At 68.1% G+C, this 24081-nt stretch carries 21 protein-coding genes and 1 pseudogene; 10 read left to right on the top strand and 12 right to left on the bottom strand.

Annotated features, from left to right (window positions below):
- Positions 1-4 precede the first annotated feature (4 nt).
- From FR943_RS22690 to FR943_RS22710, 5 genes are read left to right on the top strand one after another with little or no spacing between them, the layout of a single operon-like run.
- Complete coding sequence (locus FR943_RS22690; protein ID WP_217160528.1) at positions 5-1081, top strand: MCE family protein; 1077 nt, start codon at positions 5-7, stop codon at positions 1079-1081.
- The gene (locus tag FR943_RS22695; protein ID WP_308170632.1) at positions 1078-2301 is read left to right on the top strand and encodes an MlaD family protein; all 1224 of its coding nucleotides are present in this window, start codon (positions 1078-1080) and stop codon (positions 2299-2301) included. Before FR943_RS22690 ends, FR943_RS22695 begins: the two co-directional genes overlap by 4 nt.
- Positions 2298-2954: an Rv1363c family protein gene (locus FR943_RS22700; protein ID WP_217160529.1), complete on the top strand. Its 657-nt coding sequence runs from the start codon at positions 2298-2300 to the stop codon at positions 2952-2954. The genes FR943_RS22695 and FR943_RS22700 overlap by 4 nt, the downstream gene beginning before the upstream one ends.
- Positions 2955-2990: 36 nt before the next feature.
- The gene (locus FR943_RS22705) at positions 2991-3896 is read left to right on the top strand and encodes an oxygenase MpaB family protein (protein WP_217160530.1); all 906 of its coding nucleotides are present in this window, start codon (positions 2991-2993) and stop codon (positions 3894-3896) included.
- Positions 3897-3901: 5 nt separating this feature from the next.
- A complete protein-coding gene (locus tag FR943_RS22710; protein WP_217160531.1) occupies positions 3902-4600 on the top strand; it encodes an oxygenase MpaB family protein in 699 nt (232 codons plus the stop codon).
- A 92-nt stretch (positions 4601-4692) separates the two neighbouring features.
- Here the strand turns inward: FR943_RS22710 and FR943_RS22715 are convergent, their stop codons facing one another.
- Positions 4693-5385 (bottom strand): demethylmenaquinone methyltransferase, encoded by a 693-nt coding sequence (locus FR943_RS22715; RefSeq protein ID WP_217160532.1) that lies wholly within the window; start codon positions 5383-5385, stop codon positions 4693-4695.
- A 161-nt stretch (positions 5386-5546) separates the two neighbouring features.
- On the opposite strand from FR943_RS22715, the gene FR943_RS22720 reads away from it, so the two are divergent.
- Together FR943_RS22720 and FR943_RS22725 are read left to right on the top strand one after the other, a co-directional pair.
- Positions 5547-6371, top strand: a complete 825-nt coding sequence (locus tag FR943_RS22720) for an SDR family oxidoreductase (RefSeq protein WP_217160533.1) — start codon at positions 5547-5549, stop codon at positions 6369-6371.
- Between the two features lie 75 nt (positions 6372-6446).
- Positions 6447-8304, top strand: a pseudogene (locus FR943_RS22725) (aconitate hydratase).
- A 25-nt stretch (positions 8305-8329) separates the two neighbouring features.
- On the opposite strand, the gene FR943_RS22730 reads toward FR943_RS22725, so the two are convergent.
- Entirely contained in the window at positions 8330-9457 is a 1128-nt protein-coding gene (locus FR943_RS22730; protein WP_217160534.1) for a glycosyltransferase family 4 protein, read from the bottom strand.
- A gap of 89 nt (positions 9458-9546) precedes the next feature.
- On the opposite strand from FR943_RS22730, the gene FR943_RS22735 reads away from it, so the two are divergent.
- On the top strand, positions 9547-10239 hold the full coding sequence (locus tag FR943_RS22735; RefSeq protein ID WP_217160535.1) for a DsbA family protein: 693 nt from the start codon (positions 9547-9549) through the stop codon (positions 10237-10239).
- Positions 10240-10263: 24 nt separating this feature from the next.
- Here the strand turns inward: FR943_RS22735 and FR943_RS22740 are convergent, their stop codons facing one another.
- The 10 genes from FR943_RS22740 to FR943_RS22785 form a co-directional block, all read right to left on the bottom strand.
- Positions 10264-10758 (bottom strand): DUF3592 domain-containing protein, encoded by a 495-nt coding sequence (locus FR943_RS22740; RefSeq protein WP_217160637.1) that lies wholly within the window; start codon positions 10756-10758, stop codon positions 10264-10266.
- A 35-nt stretch (positions 10759-10793) separates the two neighbouring features.
- Positions 10794-12455, bottom strand: coding sequence for a 2-succinyl-5-enolpyruvyl-6-hydroxy-3-cyclohexene-1-carboxylic-acid synthase (gene menD / locus FR943_RS22745; protein WP_217160536.1), 1662 nt, complete (start codon positions 12453-12455; stop codon positions 10794-10796).
- Between the two features lie 41 nt (positions 12456-12496).
- Entirely contained in the window at positions 12497-13279 is a 783-nt protein-coding gene (locus FR943_RS22750; RefSeq protein WP_217160537.1) for an alpha/beta fold hydrolase, read from the bottom strand.
- Between the two features lie 64 nt (positions 13280-13343).
- Positions 13344-14072, bottom strand: a complete 729-nt coding sequence (locus tag FR943_RS22755; protein WP_217160538.1) for a DJ-1/PfpI family protein — start codon at positions 14070-14072, stop codon at positions 13344-13346.
- 10 nt (positions 14073-14082) lie between these two features.
- A complete protein-coding gene (locus FR943_RS22760) occupies positions 14083-15051 on the bottom strand; it encodes a GlxA family transcriptional regulator (RefSeq protein WP_308170633.1) in 969 nt (322 codons plus the stop codon).
- A gap of 217 nt (positions 15052-15268) precedes the next feature.
- Positions 15269-16237 carry an o-succinylbenzoate synthase gene (locus FR943_RS22765; RefSeq protein WP_217160540.1) on the bottom strand — a complete coding sequence of 323 codons (969 nt, stop codon included), beginning with the start codon at positions 16235-16237 and terminating at the stop codon, positions 15269-15271.
- 14 nt (positions 16238-16251) lie between these two features.
- The gene (locus FR943_RS22770) at positions 16252-17214 is read right to left on the bottom strand and encodes an esterase family protein (protein WP_217160541.1); all 963 of its coding nucleotides are present in this window, start codon (positions 17212-17214) and stop codon (positions 16252-16254) included.
- A 93-nt stretch (positions 17215-17307) separates the two neighbouring features.
- Positions 17308-18873 (bottom strand): long-chain-fatty-acid--CoA ligase, encoded by a 1566-nt coding sequence (locus FR943_RS22775; RefSeq protein ID WP_217160542.1) that lies wholly within the window; start codon positions 18871-18873, stop codon positions 17308-17310.
- 30 nt (positions 18874-18903) lie between these two features.
- Entirely contained in the window at positions 18904-20523 is a 1620-nt protein-coding gene (locus FR943_RS22780) for an amidohydrolase (RefSeq protein ID WP_217160543.1), read from the bottom strand.
- A gap of 10 nt (positions 20524-20533) precedes the next feature.
- Positions 20534-21700 carry a PA2928 family protein gene (locus FR943_RS22785; RefSeq protein WP_217160544.1) on the bottom strand — a complete coding sequence of 389 codons (1167 nt, stop codon included), beginning with the start codon at positions 21698-21700 and terminating at the stop codon, positions 20534-20536.
- A gap of 122 nt (positions 21701-21822) precedes the next feature.
- Between FR943_RS22785 and FR943_RS22790 the strand changes: the two genes are divergently transcribed.
- On the top strand, positions 21823-22230 hold the full coding sequence (locus FR943_RS22790) for a YciI family protein (RefSeq protein ID WP_217160545.1): 408 nt from the start codon (positions 21823-21825) through the stop codon (positions 22228-22230).
- A gap of 195 nt (positions 22231-22425) precedes the next feature.
- Positions 22426-24027 carry a fatty-acid--CoA ligase FadD8 gene (gene fadD8 / locus FR943_RS22795; RefSeq protein WP_217160546.1) on the top strand — a complete coding sequence of 534 codons (1602 nt, stop codon included), beginning with the start codon at positions 22426-22428 and terminating at the stop codon, positions 24025-24027.
- The last annotated feature ends 54 nt before the right edge of the window (positions 24028-24081 follow it).

The following is a 24081-nucleotide window of genomic DNA, read 5'->3' on the forward strand; positions in this document are numbered from 1 at the left end:
GGAGATGCCTGAATTCAAGCCCACCCTGACCCGCGTCGCGACCGGTTGCGCGGTGGTCGTGGCCGTCGCGAGCGTCTGGGCGTTGAGCGACACGGTGTTCGAGACCGGCATCCAGGACCTCCCGCTGGGCCGCACCTCCCCCAGCGACACCATGGCCGTCACCGTGGTGCTGCCGACCGCCGACGGCATCACCATCGGCGCCGATGTGCGCAACGGGCAGAAGGTCGTCGGCCGGGTCAGCGGGATGACCCTGGCCGCCTCGGGCGCCTCGGTGCAGCTGAGCCTGGCCGACGGCGCCGGGCTGGACGCCGACACCGTCGCCAGCGTGGAATTGCCCTCAGCACTTGGTAATCCGTTCGTCCGGCTCAGCAGCACGCAGCAGGCGCCTCAGCGCGCCCTGCGCGACGGCGACGTGATCCCGCCCAGCCACACCGAGCTGGGGCCGCAGATCGAAAGCGCACTGGCCACATTCGGTGCGTTGTTGAGCCGCAGCGGTGTCGACCAACTCGCCACCATCGTCACCGAACTGGACAAGGCGTTCGCCGGACGTGCCGACAAGGTACGCGGGCTGATCGACTCGATGTCGCTGCTGACCGCCAAAGCCTCAGCCCACCAAGGCGAATTCGACGAGGCGATGCGGCTGGCCGCGAACATCGCCGGGCAGTTCGACCATGAGCAGAAGGCCGTGGCCGGCTACCTCGACGCGGTGCCCAAGGTTGTCGCGATGCTCGACGTGCAACGCGCCAAGCTGCAGACCCTGTTCTCCTCGACGACCGCGCTGGCAGCGACCGCCAACAACGTGCTGTCCAAGGCCGACATGGGCGCCATGGTCGAAGACGCCAACACCGTCGTCTCCATGATGGGCACCTTCAACGATCGGCTCGGCGGGATGCTCGCGGCCATGAACAACTTCCTGGAGAAGTTCGGCAGCTCCGTCCACGGGGACTACCTGATGTTCGACGGCGCCCTGGACATCCCTGGCACCCTGGACAAGCTCCTGACCGGTGGTTTGTTGGTCAACGGCAGCCCGATCACCCCCGACGTTGCCGGGGACGGGTTCTGGTCGGGAGGTTTGAAGTGAAACGTCTGGTCGTGGTGCAGCTGGCGATCTTCGCGGTGATCGCCGCCATCGTCATCCCGTTCGGAATCCGCTATGTGGCCGGGCCGCAAGGGTTCCGGACACCGATGACGCTGACCGCCTCCATGGTCGACGCCTTCGGCCTGACCCCGGGCACCAGCGTCACCGTCCGCGGGGTGCAGGTCGGCACCGTCGACGACGTGTGGCTGTCCCCCGACGGCACGGCGATGGTGCGATTGGTCATCGACCCGGCCACCCGGATCCCGCGCGATGCGATCCTGACCGTGGGAATGGGGACGGCCGCGGGCATCCAGAGCGTGGACATCATGCCGCAGTCCGATGGTGGCCCGTACCTGGCCTCCGGGGATACCATCGCCGCACCGGCCGACCAGCAGCCGATCCAGATGGACCGCATCATGGGCGACACCGCGAAACTGGTGAAAGGCATTGACGTCCAAGCTGTTCGGGATGTCGGAACCGAGCTGTCGAATGCGTTCGACGGCCTGGGCCCCGATCTGGCCACCCTGATCGACAACGCCTCGGACATCTCCCAACGCATCCGCAACCAGACCGGCCAACTGCAGCCCCTGATCGACGGTACCGCCGAGTTGGTGACCACGATGGCCGGCCAGAGCGACCCGTTCATCCGGGGTATGCGGGCCAGCTCACGGCTGGCCAACCAGCTCGACGGCAGCGGTCCGGCCTTCCTGTACCTCACCGACCACTCGCCGGCTGCGCTGAGTTCGCTGCAGCGAGTCCTCGACACCTACCAGGGCACCTTCGGCGCCACCCTGGCCAACCTGGCCACCGTCACCCCGATCATCGGCGACCGCACCGACGCGCTGCAGACCGGGCTGTCGGCGATCCCGAAGGGCCTGCAGGATCTGACCTCGATCGTCAAGCTGGACGCCACCGGCCAGACCCGGGCCGACTTCTCGCTGATCGCCACCCAGGGGCCGGTGTGCAACTACGACGTCGAACGGCGAGCCATCGGCGACGTCAGTCCGAAAAACCCCAACCTGGTGATGTACTGCCCCCCGGCACCCGACATGCTCATGCGCGGTGCGGTGAACGCACCCCGCCCCAACGACCTCGGCCTACAGAATTCTCAGAACCCTGGGTACCCGATCGGTCCGGACGTGGTGAATGATCCGGTCAAGATCCCGACCCTGGCCCAGCTGGCCTACAAATGGAGCAGCATTCTGAGAGGCGGTCCACAGTGAGCGCAGACGACACCGACGACAACACGACCGAGGCAGGCACGACCGACGACCCGGTGCCGGCGGTGACGGGCACCGACGATCCGGCTGTCGACGACGCCCCTGCGGCGGAGAAGTCCGACGACCCGGCCGCGCCCGAGCCGACCGACGGGGAGACCGGCGGGGAGACCGGCGGTCGGCTGCGACGCTGGATCGTGGCCGGGCTGGCGGCCCTGGTCGCCGCGGCCGCCATCGCGGCGCTGGTGATGCTGTCGCTCGGTGAGTACCACCACCGACAGAACGACGCGCTGCGCGCCGAGGCGGTGCAGACATCGCACGACTATCTGGTGGCGATGGCGGCCTTCGACTACCAGAAGATGGACGCCGCCCGTGACCAGATCGTCGCCGAATCCACCCCCGGGTTCGCCGCGAAGTACGACGAGATGGTCAAGGCGCTACGCGACATCGTGGTGTCCAGCAAGGGCGTCGCGACCGCCACCGCCGAACATGTGGCCGTCGAATCACTCGACGGGGACACCGCCACCGTGGTCGCGTTCGTCGACCAGCACGTCACCAATGTCACTGCCCCACAGGGCAGTGACCAGAAATACCGGATGGTGGTCAAGCTGGTTCGCAGCGGTGACCGCTGGATCGTCGACGACGTGCAAACCGTGTAACCGATCGCTCGACCCGCTCGACCCGAAAGGAGTTCCATGCCAGCGACATACGTGGATCAGGCCGCCGAGCCGCGGCTGACCACCGCCGAGACCCGCATCGCCGTCACCCAGCGGATCCCACGGTGGATCCGCCGGAAAGACGTCGATCTCACCGATGCGCTGGACTTCTGGTCGGCGGCGGGGGCGGCGGCCAACGTCATCATGCAGATGAGCTGGCCCGAGGTCGGCTACGGTGTGGCCGAAAGTCGGGTCGAATCAGGCAGTTTGGTGCATCATCCGTGGAAGCGGCTGCGTACCACCGCGCAATACCTGACCGTGGCGATCCTCGGCACCGACGAAGAACGCGCCGCCTACCGCGAGGCGGTCAACGTCGCGCACCGGCAGGTCCGCTCCACCGAGGACAGCCCGGTCAAGTACAACGCATTCAACCGGGAACTGCAGTTGTGGGTGGCGGCCTGCCTGTTCATCTTCTACGAGGACACCCATCAGCTGCTCTACGGCAAGATGACCGAGGAGCAGGCGGAAGGCTTCTACCAGAGCGCGATGACCATCGGCACCACACTGCAGGTGCTCGAGGAGATGTGGCCGGCCACCCGGGCCGATTTCGACGCGTACTGGAATACCGCCTGCGAGCGGGTCCAGATGACCCCGTTCGTCCGCGACTACATCATGGTGCTGGTGGACCTGAAGATGATCAACTGGCCCATGCGGATCATCCTGGCTCCGCTGCTGCGGTTCTTGACGATCGGCTTTTTGGCACCGGTGTTCCGCGACGCGATGGGCTTCGAGTGGACCGACACCGACCGGCGTCGCTTCGAGCATCTTTTCCTGTTCGTGGCGGTGGTCAACCGGTTCCTGCCCAAGTCGCTGCGCACCGGCAACTACACCGTGCTGATCAACGACGTACGCCGCCGGATCCGTCGCAAGAAGGCCCTGATCTGACGGCCGTGGCGGCCGAGCTCGGGCCGGACACCCTGCTGTGGCGATACCTTCGGGATCGGCGCTACCTGTTCGTGCTGCCCAGGGCGGTGTGCCTGCAGCTGCTGCACCCGACGATCGCCGCCGGGATAACCGAACATGCGCTGCTGCGGGAGCGAATCTGGTTGCACAAGAAGAGGACTGTCACCCAGGCCGTCAACATCGCCTACACCGACACCGACATGCGGCCGCACATCCGGTTCGCCCACGAGCACGTCAAGGGCCGTGACCGGGCCGGCAACAACTACCACGCGCTGAACCCGGACGTGTTCCATTTCCAGCACGCCACGTACGTGGAAAGCCTTGTGATGATGGTCAATACCTTCATCCGCAAGCTCAGTGACGACGAGCACGAGCAGCTCTATCAGGAATGCTGCGCGTGGTACCGGCGCTACGGCATCTCCACCCGCCCGATGCCGTCGAGCTGGGCCGAGTTCGGCACCTACTTCGAGGACCAGTGCCGCACACAGCTTTCGGCCGGCCCGCATTTCGAGCCGTTTCGCGAGCAGATGTTCGCACCGACGGACTGGTGGCCACGGGTGGTGCCGCACCGGGCGATTCGGGCCATGCAGCACGAGCGGGCCGCCGAGTTGACCGGCGTCACCGCCAGTGCACGCGACCGGCGGTCGTTGCGCTACTTCACTCTCGCCGCCCGGTTGCTGTCCTGACCAACTCCCGCCGAAATGGCATTCCAGCAGATGGTTACTCGAACAATCGCTGCCGGAATGCCGTTTCGGCGCTAGTTCGGCGCTAAGGGGCGCTAGGGGGCGGGCTTCGTCGCGGCGTGCAACGCCACGATGCCGCCGGTCAGATTGCGCCACTTCACCTGTGACCAGCCGGCCTCGCCGATGCGGCGGGCCAGCTCGGCCTGATCCGGCCAGGCCCGAATCGACTCGGCCAGATACACGTAGGCGTCCGGGTTGCTCGACACCGCGGTGGCCATCCGCGGCAGCGCCTTCATGAGGTACTCCTTGTAGAGCGTGGCGAACGCGCGATTGGTGGGCGTGGAGAACTCGCACACCACCAGCCGGCCGCCGGGCCGGGTGACCCGGGCCATCTCACGCAGCCCGGCCACATGGTCGACCACGTTGCGCAGCCCGAAGCTGATGGTGACCGCGTCGAACACCCCGTCGGCGAACGGCAGCCGGGTGGCATCGGCCCCCACTTTCGGCACCGGACGTGCAGCACCGGCCCCCAACATGCCCACCGAGAAGTCCGCGGCCACACACCACGCGCCCGAGCTCGCCAACTCGACCGTCGACACCGCAGTCCCCGCCGCCAGGTCCAGCACCTTGTCACCGGGCCCGATGCCCAGCGCCGCGCGGGTCTGCCGACGCCAGAACCGATCCTGCCCGAGCGAGAGCACCGTGTTGGTCAGGTCGTAGCGCCGCGCCACGGCATCGAACATCGACGCCACTTCGTGGGGGTTCTTCTCCAGGCTCGCTCGGCTCACGGTCCTGACGCTACCGGGCGCTGCCCAATACATTGACAGTGACCGAAACCCTGGCCCGGCGTCGCCACTGCCTGTGGACTACCTGTCGATCGGGAGAAACGGGAATGGGCGACGGCTCCGATGGCTTGCACCGCAGGAAACACAACGTCGAAGGGTTCATCATGAGTGCAAAAGTGTGGTTCATCACCGGTGCATCGCGCGGCTTCGGCCGGGAGTGGGCGATCGCCGCCCTGGATCGGGGCGACAAGGTGGCCGCCACCGCCCGCGACACCACCACGCTGGCCGATCTGGCCGACAAGTACGGCGACGCGCTGTTGCCGATCCAGCTGGACGTCACCGACCGGGACGCGGATTTCGCCGCCGTCGCACAGGCCCACGATCACTTCGGCCGGCTCGACATCGTCGTCAACAACGCCGGCTACGGCCAGTTCGGGTTCATCGAAGAGCTCTCCGAAGCCGACGCGCGCGATCAGATCGAAACGAACGTGTTCGGCCCATTGTGGGTCACCCAGGCCGCGCTGCCCTACCTGCGTGCGCAGGGCAGCGGGCACATTCTGCAGGTGTCCTCCATCGGCGGGATCACCGCATTCCCGCTGGTCGGCATGTACCACGCGTCCAAGTGGGCGCTGGAAGGGTTCTCGCAGACGCTGGCCGCCGAGGTCGCGCCGTTCGGCGTGCATGTGACGCTGATCGAGCCGGGCGGGTTCTCCACCGACTGGGCCGGATCCTCGGCCCGGCATGCCGAGCCGCTCGCCGCCTACGACGAGGCGCGCGCGGCAGCGCAGGCGGCCCGGGCCAAGCGCAGCGCCAAGCCGGGCGACCCCAAAGCCTCGGCCGAGGCGGTGCTCAAGATCGTCGACGCCGAAAACCCGCCGCTGCGAGTGTTTTTCGGTGAGCTGCCGCTGCAGCTGGCGAAGGCCGACTACGAAAGCCGGCTGGCGACGTGGGAGCAGTGGCAGCCGGTGTCCGTGCTTGCACAGGGCTGATTTCTCCCGCGAGGAAGGTGAGCCCGAGGAAGGCGAGCCGGTTTCGTCGAGTGAGCACGCGGGAAGCCTGTGTAGATGCCGCAGAGCGTCACGCAGAAGTTGATCGGTTCGCATCTCGTCTCCGGGTCGATGACACCCGGGGACGAGATCGCGATCCACATCGATCAGACGTTGACCCAGGACGCCACCGGCACGCTGGTGATGCAGGAGCTCGAAGCACTGCGGCTCGACCGGGCCCGCACCGAGGTCAGCGTGCAGTACGTCGACCACAACCTGCTGCAGACCGACGAGAAAAACGCCGAGGACCACGAGTACCTGCGCACCGCAGCACAACACTTCGGGTTGTGGTTCTCCAAGCCGGGCAACGGCGTTTCGCACCCGACACATATGCAGCGGTTCGGCATACCGGGCAAGACGATGGTGGGCTCGGACTCCCACACCCCGGCGGCCGGGTCGCTGGGCATGCTGGCGATCGGTGTCGGCGGTCTCGGGGTGGCGCTGGCCATCGCCGGTGAACCGCTGCATCTCCGCGCCCCCGAAGTATGGGGTATCCGGTTGGAAGGCGAACTCCCACAATGGTGTTCGGCAAAGGACATCATCCTGGAGATGCTCCGTCGCCACGACGTCAAGGGTGGCGTCAATCGCATCATGGAGTACTACGGTCCCGGCCTGGCGGGCCTGGCCGCCATGGACCGGCACGTCATCGCCAACATGGGCGCCGAGCTCGGGGCGACCACCACCGTGTTCCCCAGCGACGACGCGGTGCGCGAATTTCTCACCGCCGAGGATCGCGGTGACGACTGGACCGAACTCGTCGCCGATGACGGCGCAGCATACGACCTCGACGAGGTCATCGACCTCTCGCAGCTCGAACCGCTGATCGCCAAGCCGTCCTCGCCGGGCAACGTCGTCGCAGTGTCCGAAGTTGCCGGCGAACCGGTGGCGCAGGTGGTGATCGGCTCCAGCGCCAACCCCGGCCTACGGGACTTCGCGATTGCGGCAGCGATGGTGCACGGCCACCAGACCTCACCCGATGTCAGCTTTGACGTCAACCCGACCTCACGCGAGATCCTCACCGATCTGACCCGGATGGGCGCCACGACAGAGCTGGTCATCAACGGCGCCCGGGTCCATCAGGCCGGCTGTATGGGTTGCATCGGCATGGGCCAGGCCCCGGCAACCGGCCGCAACTCGCTGCGGACCATGCCCCGAAACTTCCCCGGACGATGCCGCCGACAACGGGATCGAATATCCGGACCTCGATCTGCCCACCCACTTCAGCGTCAACACCGCAATGCTGGTCGCCCCTTGCCCGCCCGAGCAGGCGCAAGCCGTCGAGGTCATCAAGGGCCCCAACATCTCCAGCCTTCCCAGGCTGACGCCGCTGCCCGATGAAGTGACGGCACCCATCCTGCTCAAGGTCGGCGACAACATATCGACCGACGAGATCTCGCCGGCAGGAGCGCGTGCGCTGCCGTTCCGCTCCAACATTCCCAAGCTCGCGATGTTCAGCTTCACCCAGATCGACGAGACCTATCCGCAACGTGCGCAATCCAGCCCATCGGGTCACATCGTCGTGGGCGGCGAAAACTACGGTCAGGGCTCGTCACGTGAACACGCCGCGATCGCACCCCGCTACCTGGGACTGCAGGCGGTGATCGCCAAGTCCTTCGCCCGTATCCATTGGCAGAATCTGGCCAATTTCGGCGTGCTGGCACTGGAATTCGACGACGCTGCCGACTACGACGCTATCGCGCAGGACGACGTCCTCTCCCTCGCCAACCTGCGCCAGACCTTGACCGACGGTCTGCCGATCACGGTCACCAACACCACGAAGGACACGACTTTCGGAGTACACCACAGACTTTCACCGCGGCAGGTACAGCATGTGCTGGCCGGCGGCCTGATCCCGTGGCTTGCGGCACAGAGCTAGGGCTGACCTCACCGCGCAATGGACGCTAGGCGGCGCGCAACTGTCGGAGCCCCTGCACGGCCTCGTAGTGGCCGATCAGCTCCTCACAGATCGCCGGCCAGGTGCGGCCCAGCACACTGCGGCGGGCGGCCACGCCATAGCGCGCCCGCTCGGCGATCAGATGCTCGACCGCCGCGGGCAGCGCCGACTCGAATTCGTCGACCGCAAGCAGCAGCCCGGTGCGGTAGGGCGCCACCAGATCCCGCGGCCCGCCCGCATCGGGGGCGATCACCGGCACCCCGGACGCCATCGCCTCCTGCACGGCCTGGCAGAACGTCTCGTGCTCGCCGGGGTGGACGAACACATCCATGCTGGCATAGGCCGCGGCCAGTTCCGGCCCGTGCAGCTCGCCGGTGAAAACCGCTGAGGGCAATACGGATTGGAGCTTGGCCCGGTCCACCCCGTCCCCCACCACCACCAGTTGCAGATCGTCGCGGCCGGCCAGCGCGGCCAGCCGTTCGACGTGTTTCTCCGGGGCCAACCGCCCGACGAACCCGACGATCGGCGCCCCGCCGGGCGACCACGAGGTTCGCAGCGCCTCGTCGCGGGCCGACGGCGCGAAACCGGTGATGTCGACCCCCCGAGCCCACTTGAACACCCGTGGAATCCGGTGGGCAGCAAGGTTTTCCATCGCCGAGCTGGACGGCGCCAACGTCCGGTCGGCCTTGCTGTGCAGCCGCCGCGTCCAGGCCCACGACGCGCGCGAGAGGACGCCGACGCCGTAGCTCTCGGCGAAACCGGCGACATCGGTCTGGAACACCGCCACCGTCGGGACCCCCAGCCGCCGCGCCGCGTGCACCCCGCCCCATCCCAGCAGCGCGGGCGAGGCCAGATGCACGACGTCGGGATCGAAACCGCGCAACACGTTCACCATCCGCGGCCGCGGCACCCCCAACGGCAGCGAGGTGACCTTGGGAAACATCCGCGAAGGCACCCGATGCACCCGGACCCCGTCGTGCACACGTTCGGCCGGCGGCTGACCGCGCGGGGTGTCCGGGGCGATGACGAGGACCTCGTGACCGGTGCGACGAAGATGCTCGATCACCCGAAGCACCGAGTTGGTGACGCCGTTGACATTCGGGAGGAAACTCTCTGCAACGATCGCAACGCGCACACCACGATGGTCCCAGGGACAGCTGTCGTCCAGGTAGCGCTCGGGGATACGACACGCTAAATACTGATGCCCGCGGATAAGGTTGCCGCATGCGATTGACGCGGGTGGCCGCTGCGGTGCTGACCGTGCTGGCGGTGTCCGCGGTGGGCTCCACCACCGCGTGCAGCCGGCTGGTCGACGGCAGCGCGCAGGCCAGCGGTGAGAAGCCCGGCAGCGCGGTCACCCAGGACGGCTCCGGAATCCTGATCGGCTATCCGGACGCCACCGCCCGGATCGACGTGTTCACCGAACCTCAGTGTCCGGCCTGCGCACACCTGCAGCTCAACGTCGGCGACGACATCGCCGACGCGGTCCGGCAGGGCCGGCTCGCGGTCACCTACCGGCCGCTGACCTTCCTGGATTCGACCGGCACCGACTACTCGGCCCGGGTGGCCAACGCCATGTTCCTGGCCGCGGGTCCGGGCACCACCGGCGCCGCCTTCCAGGCGTTCGTGCAGGACCTGTGGGGTCACCAGCAGCCCGAGGGCTCGGCCGGGCCCAGCGACGACGAGATCGCCGCCATGGCCTCCGAAAGCGGGATCGGCTCCGAGCAGACCGGCAAGATCGCCGCCGGCGAACAGGCCATCGACGCCGACGAGCTCACCGAGGCCAACGCAGGGCTGCTCAGCGAGACGGCCTACCAAGTGGCCACCCCGGCGGTCTACGACCTGGTGGGCGAAGCCATGGTCGACCTCGCCGACCCGCAGTGGCTTGCCAAACTGCTGGCCACCCCGACCAGCTGACCCGACCGGCTGAGCCGACCAGCCCTACGGACTGACCGGGACGGCGACCCCGGAGCGGCCGGGCCGTCGCTGCAAAAACGCCAGCAGCGTCAGCGCCGCTCCGGCCACCAGCCAGCCGACCACCGCGATCGACCCGGCCGGGATGATCGCCAGCGAGGCGTTGCGGTTGCGCACCCGCACCAGATCCGGATCGTTCTTGTCGTACTCGACGTAGATCCGCATCCCGGTGTCGAGTTCGGAGGGGTACAGCACCCCCAGCTCGGGACGGTAGGTCACCCGGTCGGGCGTGACGAACTCGATCGTGGAGCGGCGCGGCCCGGCGCTGAGCACCTCGGCGGCCGCCACCCCCATGTTGCGCTCGATCTGCCGGTCGTTGCGCCAGGCCCCCAGCACGAGCAACGCCGATTGCAGGGTGACCAGACACGCCGCGATCACCACCCCGATGCGCACCCGCCGGATGATCCGCTCTGAGCGCGTCTCTCCCGGTTCGCCGTACAGGTGCGGGATCAGGGGCTGCATCCATCCCCGCAGCCGCGCGGCGACCTCCGATGGCCTCACAGCGCCGCCTTGATCGACGCGTGCAGGGCCCGCAGCGACGACCGATCGGCCTTCACCTCCAGCACCCGCATGCCCTGGAACGGTTCGGCCAGCGCCGCGCCGAGCGCGTCGACCTCGACCTGGCCGTACTCCACGTGGTAGGCGCGGCACAAGGCGGCGATGTCCACGTCGTGCGGGGTGCCGAACACCCGCGACGACACGTCGGCGAAGCGGGGATCACCCTGCTCCAGCAACTCGAAGATGCCGCCGCCGTTGTCGTTGGACACCACGATGGTCAGGTTCGCCGGGGTCGGCTCGGTAGGGCCGATCAACAGCCCCGAGCTGTCGTGCACGAAGGTCAGATCGCCGATCAGCGCGATGGTCCGGCGCGGCCCGTTCCCGTCACCGGCCCGGTCGTGGGCCAGCGCCGCCCCGATCGCCGTGGACACCGTGCCGTCGATGCCGGCCACACCGCGGTTGGACCGCACCTGCACACCCTGCGCGTTCAGCCCGACCAGCGCGGCGTCGCGCACCGGATTGGAGGCCCCGAGCACCAGCTGGTCCCCCGGTCGCAACGCGTCGGCGACCACCGCGGCCACGTGCAGGCCGGTGGTCTGCGGGTGCGACGCGAGTTGACCGCGGACCGCCGCCACGGCATGCCTGTTGAGCTGGGTGCAGCGGGCCAGCCAGGCCGGATCCGGGCTGCCGGTGGTCACGGCGCGGGTGCCGGTGGCCATCGAGTTGCCCGACACGTCGGGCCAGCGCGGGCCGGTGGTCAGCGCATAGACCGGCACCGCCGGGTCGGCCAGCAGCGCCGAGACCGGGCGGTGCAGGGTGGGCCGGCCCAGCATGATGACCTGCTTGGGGTGCACGAGGCGCAGCGCGAGCGGGTGCAGCGGGTTCTGCGGAAGCGGCGCGGTGGGCTCGGCCACCGTCGGCAACGCGGCCAGGTTGGGGTGCACACCGGCGCCGTGGCCGGCGATCACCACGGTGTCCGGGGTGAGGTCGATCTCCAGCGGCTGGTCGAAACTGACCGGCGGAGTAAAGGTCCAGGGCTTGCCGTCCGGGCGGCCGGGCGGAAACGACGAGTCCCCATGGGCACTGTCGGGCACCAGCGGTTCGCGCAGCGGGATGTCGAACTGCACCGGGCCGGCATTGGCCGTGCGCGATCCGGTGGCCGCCGCCAGCACCCGGCAGGTTGCCGAGCGCCACTGGGCGTTGAGGGTGTCCTGTTCCCCCGGATGCCCGCCGGTCAGATCCGGCGCCAGGCCCACACTGATGTTGGCCCGCACCTGGGTACCGAAATAGCCCAGCTGCTCAAAGGTCTGATTGGCGCCGGTGCCCAGCATCTCGTAGGGCCGGTTGGCGCTCAGCACGATCAGCGGCACCCGGGCGTAGTTGGCCTCCACCACCGCCGGTCCCAGGTTGGCCACCGCGGTGCCCGAGGTCATCGCGATGCAGACCGGGGCCCGTTCGGCCACCGCGAGCCCGACGGCCAGGTAGCCGGCCGTGCGTTCATCGATGCGCACGTGCAGACGGATGCGCCCGGCCCGGTCGGCGGCCGACAGCGCGAACGCCAGCGGCGCGTTGCGCGACCCCGGGCACAGCACGACATCGCGGACCCCGCCACGGATGAGTTCGTCGACGACTACGTGCGCCTGTGCCGTCGAGGGGTTCACCACTCCACCTTATTGGTTGGCGACGCTCGGCCTGACGGCCGTCAGTTCTGGCCGGCGAGGAACTCGAGCAGCGCGGCGTTGACGGCGTCCGGCTTCTCGATGAAACCGAGGTGGCCGGTGTCGGGGATCTCCAGATACCGCGCGTTGGGGATGGCATCGGCCACCTCGCGGCCCAGGTGTGCGGGCAGCACCACGTCGTCGGCGAACCCGATGACCAGCACAGGCTTGGTGATGGACCGGTAGGCCGGCAGCCGGTTGTCCTCCGGGCCGACGTCGAGCTGGGTGAGCAGGCCCGGAGTCTGCTTGGTGGGCCACATGGTGAACATCTCGCTCCAGTCGCGCACCAGCTTGTCGTCGTTGAGCGTGGCCGGCGAGAAACTCTCCAACATCCGCAGCTTGGCGTCGAACGTCGGCGGCAGCGTGACGCCCGCCACCGCCAGGTCCCGCTCGGCCTTGCGGAAGAAGTCCCGGGCCCGGTCGTGACGACCGCGGGTGGCCATCAGCACCGCCGAGCGCACCAACTCGGGACGGGCCAGCATCAGCTCCTGCGCGATGAACGAGCCCATCGACACACCCACGAGGTGCGCCGGGGCCGCCCCCAGCTGCTCGATCAGCTCGGCGGTATCGGCCACCATCTGCTCGGTGCCGAACCCCTCGGCGTTCTCCGTCGCACCGATCCCCCGGTTGTCGAAGGTGATGACGCGGTAGCCGGCCCGTTGCAGTGCCGGCACCTGATGCAGGTGCCAGGTGCGGCCGGCCCCGCCGCGACCGGCGATGAACAGCACCGGATCGCCCTTGCCTCGGTCGTCATAAGCCAGATTCACCCGGCCGACGCTACTCGATTCGATCAGTGCGCCGGCTCGTGCGGTGCTGCTCCGTTAGGCGCCGTTAGGCGTTCACGCGACGACCCCGCACCCGGCGGATCGCCTGATCCCAGGCCAGCAGCACCCCGGCCTTGAGCGGTTCGGGTTTGACCGTGTCCCGGCCCAGCAGTGCGGTGGCCGCGGCTTTCGTGCTCAGCGAGGCCTTGGACGTGTGCCCGGAGTCGAACGGCGGCTGCGGGTCGTACTCGATCATCAGCTGGATGGCCTTGGCTTTGGCCTCGCCGCCGATCTGGCCGGCCAGCCACATCGCCAGGTCGATGCCCGCCGACACCCCCGCTGCCGTGATGACCTTGCCTGTCGGCTCGGCACGCACGATGCGCTGATCGGCCACCGGCCGCACGCCCATCAGCTTCAGCGCGCCCAGCACCGACCAGTGCGAGGTGGCCGGTTTGCCGTCGAGCAGGCCCGCGGCGGCCAGCACCACCGAACCCGAGCACACCGACGTCATCCAGGTGCTGCCCGGATACACCTGGCGCAGCCAGTCCAGGAGCTTCTCGTCGCGCGCGGCCATGGCCGAGCCCGGGCCGCCGGGCACCAGCACCACATCGGGATCCGGTGTCTCGTCGAACGAGTGGGTGGCGCCGACCGTCAGCACGCCCGAATCCGCCATGACGGGACCCGGCTCGTGCCAGACGAACCGCACCCGGGCGTCGGGCAGGTTGCGCAGCACTTCGTAGGGCCCGATGAAGTCGAGCGCCGTGAAACTCGGGTAGAGCACGATCGCGATCTGCATGGTTTTCCTTTCACGCAAAGGTTTTTCGATACTGGTCAGGGGAAATCCCCAGGCGCCGGACGAAGTTTCGCCGCATGGTCTCGGCGGTACCGAACCCGCAGCGGGCGGCGATGACGGTGACGGTGTCGTCGGACTCCTCGAGCTGGCGGCGCGCGGCGTCGGTGCGGATGCGTTCCACATACGCGCCGGGCGCCTCGCCCACCTCGTCGGTGAACACCCGGGTGAAATGCCGCGGGCTCATCGCCGCGCGCTTGGCCAGCTCGGAAATACTGTGTGTGCCACCGGGTTCGGATTCGATGGCCTCCTGCACCGCGCGGATCGGCGCCCGCTTGGCCCGCGGCATCCAGACCGGCGCGGCGAACTGGGTCTGACCGCCGGGCCGGCGCAGATACAGCACCAGGTAGCGGGCAACGGTCTGGGCCACGTCGGTGCCGTGATCGTCCTCGACCAACGACAACGCCAGATCGATGCCGGCCGTCACCCCGGCCGCCGTCCACACCCGTTGCGAGCTGCGCACGAAGATCAGCTCGGGATCGACTGCCACCGCGGGGAATTCGTCGGACAATCGGCGGGCCGACGACCAGTGGGTGGTGGCCGGGCAACCGTCGAGCAGGCCGGCTTGGGCGGCCAGAAACGCACCCGTACAGACGCTGACGACGCGGCGGGCCCGACGGGCGGCGGTGCCGATCCACTCGATGACGGCCGGGTCGGCCCGGGCGGCGTCGGCGCCGATGCCGCCGGGGATGACGATCGTGTCGACCGGAACCCGGGGGTCCGGCGGCGCGGCGGCGACGAACTCCAGCCCGGTGAGCGTGCTGACCGGTGCGCCGTCGACGGACACCAGGCTGACGGCATAGCCGGTGTCGGGTTTGCCCTGGGCGGCCAGGCACAGCGTCGCGCTGGTGAACACGTCGAACGGGCCCACCACGTCCAACGCCTGCACCCCGGCGTAGCCGAGGATCACCACCGATCGCGTCACGTCTTCAGTGTTCGCGAACTCGGTGATGGCGTCTACGCCATGGACCCCACAAATCAGGACATGGGTTGGATGGTCGGGCCGTCGGGCCGCGGGCCGTCGGGACATCACAGGTCGCCGCCCGCCAATGTCACGTCAGAGTGGCCGTCGAGGTCGAGAGCCACGCCAGCGTGACAAAGCGGAGCCGCACGGTGAGGCCACGACGAACGCACGCCAGAAGTTACGTAAGCAACCCATAACACGCCCGCACCCGGTCGATCCACCATTGCCGCCGCTGCGGGGAGGCAGCCAACGCGGCCAGGCGCGCAGGATCCGGCACCACCGCCTCGACGGGTAGGTAGCCGTCCACCGGCGCGGGCACGTCGGCGACATCCTCGACGAAAAACCCGCCGGTGCCCAGCCCGCAGGCATGCTTCAACTCCGGCAGGGCGGCGGCGGCCAGCAGCCCGCGGGCGATGCCGACGGCCGAATCCAAGGCACTCGACACCACGATCGGGATGTCGATCTGCGCGGCGATGTCGAGCATTCGCGACACCCCGCCCAGCGGTGCCACCTTGAGCACCGCGATGTCGGCGGCCCGCGCCCGCACCACCCGCAGCGGATCATCGGCCTTGCGGATCGACTCGTCGGCGGCGATCGGCACGCTCACCCGCTCGCGCAGAGCGGCAAGCTCTTCGACTGTCGCGCAAGGCTGTTCGAGGTACTCCAGGGCGCCGTCGGCCGTCAGGGCGGCGGCCGCCTCGACCGCCTGCGGCAGGGTCCAGCCGCCGTTGGCGTCCACCCGCACCACCGGAATCCGCGCCCGCACGGCATTGACGCGGGCGACGTCGTCAGCCAGGGTCTGCCCCGGCTCGGCGACCTTGACCTTGGCCGTACGCGCACCGGGGAACCGGGCCAGCACCCCGGGCACCTCGGCAGCCGGAACCGCCGGCACGGTGGCGTTGATGGGGATCCGATCGCGGTGCACCGGCGGTGCCGGTCGGTACGCCGCCTCGATCCCGGCGGCCAGCCAGGCCGCGGCCTCCGGCGCCGGGTATTCGCCGAACGCACCGAACTCGCCCCAGCCGGCCGGGCCGTCGATCAAGGCCACCTCACGAACCGTGATGCCGCGGAAGCGGACCCGCATCGGCAGGGCCACGACGTGCAGGCGGTCCAGGATGTCCTCGAGTGCGGGCCCGGCGTCGGTCACGCCGTCAATGATGCCTAACCGGCACCGAGGACCCGCTGAATGTCCGGCTTCATCTCGTTCAGCTGCGCGCCCCAGTAGCCCCAGGTGTGGGTGCCGGTGGGTGGGAAGTTGAACACGGCGTTGTTCCCGCCGGCGGCGACGTACTGGTCGCGGAAGTTGAAATTGCTCTGCAACGCCGTGTTTTCCAGGAACGTTGAGGCGACGTCGTTGCCGCCCAACTCACCCGGGGTGCCGGAGCCGCAGTACACCCAGATGCGGGTGTGGTTCGCCACGAGCCGGCCCACCTGAACCGTCGGATCGTTGCGCGCCCACGCCGGATCGCCCGGCGGCCCCCACATGGCGTTGGCCGAGAAGCCACCGGCATCACCCATCGCCAATCCGATCAGCCCGGGCCACGGACCGGCCGACGGGTTCAGGAACGCCGACAACGAGCCGGCATAGATGAACTGTCGGGGATGGAAGGCCGCGAGGATCAGCGCCGAGCTGCCCGACATCGACAGCCCCACCACCGCGTTGCCCGACGCGGAGACGTTTCTGTTGGCCGCCAACCACTGTGGCAACTCACTGGTCAGGAACGTCTCCCACTTGTACGTCCACACCCCGCCGTTGCCGGCCGCGGGCTGATACCAGTCGGTGTAGAAACTCGACATCCCGCCCACCGGCATCACCACCGACAGCCCGGATTGGTAGAACCACTCGAAGGCAGGCGTCTCGATGTCCCAGCCGTTGGCATCGTCGCGGGCGCGCAAGCCGTCCAACAGGTAGACGGCATGCGATCCACCGCCTTGGAACTGGACTTTGACGTCGCGGCCCATCGACGCCGACGGCACCGACAGCATCTCCACCGGCAAACCCGGCCTCGACCAGGCTCCCGCCGTCGGCGGCGGCCCGAGCAGCCCGACGGCGACCGCCAGAACCAGGGCGGACAAGATTGCCGGCCCGCGGGAGAACTTCTGCCAAACATGCGCATCTGTCATGTCCGCACCCCACATCCTCGCGCACACGTATGGGGCCGAAAATACTCCGCTCGGAACGGGAAATACAGAGTGGATTCACACCGTGGCGGCGATTCACACCGTCGCGCGGTCGCGGCCCGCCCAGTACGGCTTGCGCAGTTCCTTCTTGAGGATTTTTCCGGTGGGGTTGCGGGGCAACTCGTCGACGATGTCGACCGTCTTGGGACATTTGTACCCAGCCAGCCGCTCCCGGGCGAACGCGATCAGATCACCCTCGGACACCTGTTCGTCAAGTGTCACAACAGCTTTCACCGATTCACCCCATTTCTCGTCGGGCACACCGATCACCGCGACGTCGACCACCGCGGGGTGTTCGGCCAGCACCCGCTCCACCTCGATCGAGTAGATGTTCTCCCCGCCGGAAATGATCATGTCCTTGAGCCGATCCTCGACGAAGACGTAACCGCCGTCGTCGACGCGGCCGATGTCACCGGTACGGAACCAGCCCTCGGGGGTGACCGCCTCCGCCGTGGCTTCCGGACGGTTAAGATAGCCCTTCATCAACTGCGGTGTGCGGAACCACAATTCGCCCTGCTCGCCAACGCCGGCATCGGCGCCGGTGTCCGGGTCCACCACCCTGACCTCGGCACCGGGCACGACGGTGCCGGCACTCATCAACCGCGCTTCACTCGCCCCACGGTGATCCTCGGGCCCCAGCCGGCTGATCGCTCCGCACAGCTCGGTCAACCCGTACACCTGGATAAACTCGGTCTCCGGCCACGCGGCGAGCGCAGAACGCAAGAGCGGCAACGGCATCGGCGACGCACCATAGGCAAAGGTCTTGAGCGATCCGAACAACTTCACGGCATCCTCGCCGGCATCGAACACCTTGGCCAGCACGGCGGGCACCAGGAACGTCCGGTTGGCCCCGGCCAGAATTCCGCCGGCCAGTGCCGCGCCGTCGACCTCGCGCGTCATGTACGTCGGCGCGCCGTGGTGCAACCCCCACTGCATGTAGGACGAGCCACCGACGTGGAACAGCGGCATCGCCACCAGGCTCTTGTCACCGTCGCTGAGCGTCCAGCCCTCGAAGGCGTTGACGGTGTGCGCGATGACGTTGGAGTGGGTCAGCGCAATGCCTTTGGGCCGGCCGGTGGTCCCCGAGGAGTACATGACGATGCACGTGTCATCGGGCCGCACGTCCGCGGAACGGTCCACGGGCGTGGCGCCGGCGATCAACTCCTCGTACTCGTCCGCCGCGCCGCCCTCGGGGGTGACGGTGACGATGTGCTCGACGGCGGTCAGCCGGTCGGCGATCGCATCGATGCCGCCGCGGAGTTCCTCGCCGACCACGAGAACCCTGGCGCCGCAGTCGTTGAGCACGTAGTCCAACTCGTCGGCGGCGAGCCGGAAATTGACGATCGCGTTGCCCGCCCCGAGCATGGCCGCCGCGAGCGTCATCTCCACGCAGGCCGGGTGGTTCTTGTCCACGAAAGCGACCACATCGCCACGCCCGACGCCCCAGCCACGCAAGGCTCCGGCCAACCGACGGATCCGGTCGTACCACTGCGACCAGGTCCAGGTGCGACCCAGATAGGTGATCGCCTCCTCATCGGGTTTGACCGCCGCCCAGCGGGCCACGCGCTCGTCGAGAAAGTGCGGAACGGGCAAATCAGACATGCCCCAGAGCGTGCCACGGCGTGTGGGCCGTCAACCGGGTTTCGGGTGAACCTGCTCGCCGGCCAGGAACGTGGCCTGAACCTCCAGGTCGGCGATGCGCTGCGGGTCGGTCGTGCGCGGGTCGGCGGACACGATGACCAGGTCGGCGTACTTGCCGACCTCCAGCGAGCCGATCACGTCGTCGGCGAACAACTGCCAGGCCGCGTCGATGGTCTGCGCCCGGATCCCCTGCTCGACGGTGAGCCGTTCCTCCGGACCCAGCACGCGCCCGCTCGGCGCGGTCCGCGTGACGGCCACGCTGATGTTGCGCAGCGGTTCCTCCGGGGTGACCGGCGGATCGTTGTGCAGGGAGATCCGCATGCCGGTCGCCACGGCCGAGCCCGCGGGCATCCACCGTCCACCGTGCTCGGGGCCGAACAGGCCGTCGACGAGCACGTCGCCCCAGTAGTGCAGATGGTCGACGAACAGGCTGCAGGTGACGCCGAGGGAATGCGCACGCCGCAGCTGTTCGGGCGTGATGGCGCCGACGTGTTCCAGCCGCAGCCGGTGATCTTTTCGTGGCCAGCGCCCCAGTGCTTCCTGGTAGACGTCGAGGATGGTGTCCACCCCGGCGTCGCCGTGTACGTGGCAGGCCAGCTGCCAGCCCTGCGGGAAGAACGTGCCGACGATCTCGGCGAGCTGTTCTCTCGTGTAGTTGGCGTGCCCGCAGGAGCCGGGCACCACCCCGATCGTGCGGGTGGCGTCGGTGTCCAGGTACGGGAACGTCAGGTCGATGTTGCCGACCCAGGGTGACCCGTCGACCCAGATCTTGATGCCGACCTGGCGCACCATGTCGTCGCCCTCGAATGGGCCGGCATCGGTGTGCAGCGCGGCAGTCGACATCTCGTAGGTGCGCAATCGCACCGTCAGCTGGTCGTGCAGTTGCGCCAGCAGCGGCCGGAACATCGGGTCGAACGCCATTTCCGAGCACGTGGTCAGCCCCGCGCGGTTCAGCCGCGCGCATTCGGCGGCCAGCATCTCCGGATAGTCACTGGCCGAGATGGCGTCGCCGAGCAGCGGGAACACCGCTCCGGTCTCCTCGGCGGTGCCGTCGAGCTCACCGTCGGCAGCGCGTCCGTACTTGGCCCCCTTGGGATCCGGGGTGTCTCGGGTGAGACCGGCCCGGCGGGCCGCCGCACTGTTGAAGAAGGCCTTGTGGCCCGAGTTGTGAACGATCACCAACGGTGTCTCGGGCGCGAGGCCGTCCAGCCAGGCCAACGTTGGCTCGGGTAAACCATTCTGCAGCAACGGATCCCAGCCGTTGAGAAATGCACCGTCGGCCCCACGCTTGGCCACCTCATCGCGGATCGCGGCGAGCACCGCATCGGCTTTCGCCAAGGTGACCGGCCGGATATCGACGATACGGCCGGACAACGCCACCGCCTCCATCAACGGATGGCCATGCGCTTCAACGAAACCCGGCATGATGCAGCCGTCGACCTCGCGAACGTCGGTGTGCTCCCCCACCCAGCCGGCCACCTCGGCCCGGTTCCCGACCGCGACGATCCGGCCCTCGCGCACCGCCAGCGCCTCCGCGGTGGGTTGACCGGCGTCTACGGTCAGGATGGTTCCGCAGAGGACGAGATCAGCTGGCGCAACAGGGCTCGGCATGTACGCGATGCTATGGGGCGGTGACGTTTGCCCGGGTGCGTCCCCAGAAATCGGTGTCGCCGATCTGGGTCATCGTGGTCCGACCGTCGGGATGCACGACGATCAGGCGGTCGTTGTCCAGCCCACGACCGCGATCGGCGCCGATCACCAGGATCGACCCGTCCGGGGTCGCGGTGGCACGCACGTAGCCGTCGAGGTTGTCGATCACCGCGCGGGTGTCACCGGTCTCGATGTCGAACAGCCGCAACTCCTCGATGCCCGGACGATCGACCGGCTCCCCTTTCACCAGCACCACACCGTGGTCGATGCCGAGCGGGACCGCCGACGAATGATGGTGGTTGAACATGCCGATGCCCTCCTTGAGTTGCTCGGGCGTGGCCAACGCGGCCGGGGTACGCACTACCTCGTACACGAGTTCCCGATTCGTGAGCCCGTCGAGCCGGGCGAGCATCCTGCCGCCGCGCATCAGTTGCGGATCCGGCGACTGGTACGGCTTGGGCACCGAGATCAGGTCCCCGCCGGGCAGCACCATACCGCGGGGCATCGCGGCCGGGTCGACGTTGATGGTGCCGAAGTCCGCGTCGCGCGTCGGCGCGGAGTCTCCGATCAGGGTGGTACGCCACGCGTCGGCGACGTCGTCGGTTACCGCCGCGATTTCCGTCGTCCCCAACGGCACTGCCTCGACCTCACCGGAATCGGTCAGGGCGACAACGGCATCGATCCGCGGATCGACGTTGTAGCCGCTGAACGACTGGACGAAATCGTCGCCGAGGCTGTCGTCGACGACGGTGCCGTCCTCGACCTTCAGGACGGACAACCCCTTGTCGCTCGCGACATATGCCAGGCCGTCGGCCACCGCGAGCACGCCGCGCTCCCAACCCTCCTTGTCATGCAGCTGGGTGTCCCACAACAGTTCGCCGCTGTCCAGCGAAATCGCGGCCACCCGTTCCTGCCAGTGGTCATGGGAACCGAACGGCGGGCCCACCGTCCCGCCGGACCGACCGTAGGCCACCACGACGGCGTCCTGGTCCTGCACCGTCGCGTAACCGACGACCGGCCCGGCGCTGACCATGGGGCGGTTCGTCAAGCGGGTGCTCACGAACATCCCGCCCATCGACACGAACACCACCACCAGCGCACCGGTGACCTGCCACAGCGGCGCCTTCCTGTTGATCATGAATCAACTTCTATCGGCGGTGTTTAAGAACCGGTTGGCCGGCCGATTCGAAAAACTTCAAGAAGTTCGACGCGGCATGTCGATTTCCCGGGGGTGTTGTTCGACGTAGTAACGAGGGCACGATGGGCGAGCAGGACATCGACTTCGACGAGATCATCGCGTCGATGGGCCGCTACAACGAAGAGCTCATCAAGGCCGGCGTGCTGCTGGCCGGCGAGGGACTGACCGATCCCGAAGAAGGTTTCGTCGTCGATTTCAATGCCGATCCCCCGGTAGTGACCGACGGGCCGTACACCGAGGCCAAGGAGCTGTTCAACGGGTTCTGGATCCTCGACGTGTCCTCAAAGGAAGAGGCCAAACAGTGGGCGCGGAAATGCCCGCTGGGCTGCGGGGTGAAGCTGGAGGTCCGCCGGGTCAGCGAGACCGAGGAGTTCCCGCAGGACAACGAGTGGATTCAGAAGGAGATCCAGTGGAAGGCCGAGCTGGCCGAAAAGGTGGCGAAGGTCGCCCGCGCGGCCGCCAATCGCTGATCGGAGCACCAGTCCCCGGCGGTCCCTAACCCGCCGGGGACTGGCTCCCGCCCCCACAATTGCGACTTTAAGCAGCTCCACCAGCACGAACACGAGTAGAGCGCTACCTGCATTTCGGGCCGGCGCCAGATCGCGTTACAACGGGATCAGGGATCCGCTCCCACAATTTCTGGAACACGTTCTAATCTGTTGGGTATGAGTGATGCGTTACTGCACCATCCCATCCATTCCGGACACCTCACCGTCGGTGCGCTCAAGCGCAACAAAGACAAGCCCGTGCTGTTCCTCGGCGACACCACCCTGACCGGTGGCGAGCTCGCGGAACGCATCAGCCAGTACATTCAGGCTTTCGAGGCGCTCGGCGCGGGCGCCGGAGAAGGTGTCGGCCTGCTGTCGCTGAACCGGCCCGAAGTGCTGATGATCATCGGCGCCGGCCAGACCCAGGGCTACCGCCGCACCGCACTACACCCTCTCGGTTCGCTGGACGACCACGCCTACGTGCTGACCGACGCCGAGGTGACGACGCTGATCATCGATCCCACCCCGGCGTTCGTGGAACGAGCCCTGGGGCTGCTGGAGAAGGTGCCGACGCTGCGCCAGGTGCTGACCATCGGCCCGGTGCCCTCCGCGCTGGAAGGCGTCGGCGTCGACCTGGTGGCCGAGGCCGCCAAGTACCCGCCCGTCCCGTTGACCGCTGCCGATCTGGACCCCGACCACATCGGCGGACTGACCTACACCGGCGGCACCACCGGCAAGCCCAAAGGCGTGATGGGCACCGTGCGCTCGATCACCACCATGACCACGATCCAGCTCGCCGAGTGGGAATGGCCGGAGAACCCGCGCTTTTTGATGTGCACCCCGCTGTCGCATGCCGGTGCGGCGTTCTTCGTGCCGACCATCGTCAAGGGTGGCGAGATGATCGTGCTGCCCAAGTTCGACCCGGCCGAGGTGCTGCGGGTCATCGAGGAGCGTCGCATCACCGCGACCATGCTGGTGCCGTCGATGATCTATGCCCTGATGGACCACCCCGACTCCCACACCCGCGACCTGTCGTCACTGGAAACCGTGTACTACGGCGCCTCGGCGATGAACCCGGTGCGGCTGGCCGAGGCGCTGCGGCGGTTCGGGCCGATCTTCGCGCAGTACTACGGCCAGTCCGAGGCCCCGATGGTGATCTCCTACCTGGGCAAGAAGGACCACGACGAGAAGCGGCTCACCTCCTGCGGCCGGCCCACGCTGTTCGCCCGGACCGCACTGTTGGACGCCTCCGGTCAGCCGGTGCCTCAGGGCGAGGTCGGTGAGATCTGCGTGTCCGGACCGCTGCTGGCCGGCGGCTACTGGAAGCTGCCCGACGCCACCGCCGACACGTTCAAAGACGGCTGGCTGCACACCGGCGACATGGCCCGCGAGGACGAGGACGGCTACTGGTTCATCGTCGACCGGGTCAAGGACATGATCGTCACCGGCGGGTTCAACGTCTTCCCCCGCGAGGTGGAAGACGTTGTGGCCGAACATCCTTCGGTGGCCCAGGTGTGCGTGATCGGTACCCCGGACGAAAAGTGGGGCGAGGCCGTCACCGCGGTGATCGTGCTGCGCCCCGACGCCGCATCCGACGACGCGGCCGTGGCGACGGTGACCGCCGAGATCCAGGCCGCGGTCAAGGACCGCAAGGGCTCGGTGCAATCCCCCAAGCAAGTGATCGTGGTGGATTCGGTGCCGACGACCGCGCTGGGCAAGCCCGACAAGAAGGCCGTGCGGGCCCAGTTCTGGGAGGGCGCCGCCCGCGCTGTGGGCTGAGTTTTCTCCCGCGAGCAGACCCGGAGGTACCCGATCGCAGTCGATTTCGGGTAC

This window comes from [Mycobacterium] fortunisiensis, from assembly GCF_019050325.1.
Classification (GTDB): Bacteria; Actinomycetota; Actinomycetes; order Mycobacteriales; family Mycobacteriaceae; genus Mycobacterium; species Mycobacterium fortunisiensis.

Bases quoted from the DNA above. Each gene is read 5' to 3' on its own strand.
- FR943_RS22785 (WP_217160544.1), bottom strand. From the start codon at position 21,700: ATGATCAACAGGAAGGCGCCGCTGTGGCAGGTCACCGGTGCGCTGGTG.
- FR943_RS22770 (WP_217160541.1), bottom strand. From the start codon at position 17,214: ATGACAGATGCGCATGTTTGGCAGAAGTTCTCCCGCGGGCCGGCAATC.
- FR943_RS22720 (WP_217160533.1), top strand. From the start codon at position 5,547: ATGAGTGCAAAAGTGTGGTTCATCACCGGTGCATCGCGCGGCTTCGGC.
- FR943_RS22775 (WP_217160542.1), bottom strand. From the start codon at position 18,873: ATGTCTGATTTGCCCGTTCCGCACTTTCTCGACGAGCGCGTGGCCCGC.
- FR943_RS22690 (WP_217160528.1), top strand. From the start codon at position 5: ATGCCTGAATTCAAGCCCACCCTGACCCGCGTCGCGACCGGTTGCGCG.
- fadD8 (WP_217160546.1), top strand. From the start codon at position 22,426: ATGAGTGATGCGTTACTGCACCATCCCATCCATTCCGGACACCTCACC.
- FR943_RS22790 (WP_217160545.1), top strand. From the start codon at position 21,823: ATGGGCGAGCAGGACATCGACTTCGACGAGATCATCGCGTCGATGGGC.
- FR943_RS22755 (WP_217160538.1), bottom strand. From the start codon at position 14,072: ATGCAGATCGCGATCGTGCTCTACCCGAGTTTCACGGCGCTCGACTTC.
- FR943_RS22705 (WP_217160530.1), top strand. From the start codon at position 2,991: ATGCCAGCGACATACGTGGATCAGGCCGCCGAGCCGCGGCTGACCACC.
- FR943_RS22735 (WP_217160535.1), top strand. From the start codon at position 9,547: ATGCGATTGACGCGGGTGGCCGCTGCGGTGCTGACCGTGCTGGCGGTG.
- FR943_RS22780 (WP_217160543.1), bottom strand. From the start codon at position 20,523: ATGCCGAGCCCTGTTGCGCCAGCTGATCTCGTCCTCTGCGGAACCATC.
- FR943_RS22740 (WP_217160637.1), bottom strand. From the start codon at position 10,758: ATGCAGCCCCTGATCCCGCACCTGTACGGCGAACCGGGAGAGACGCGC.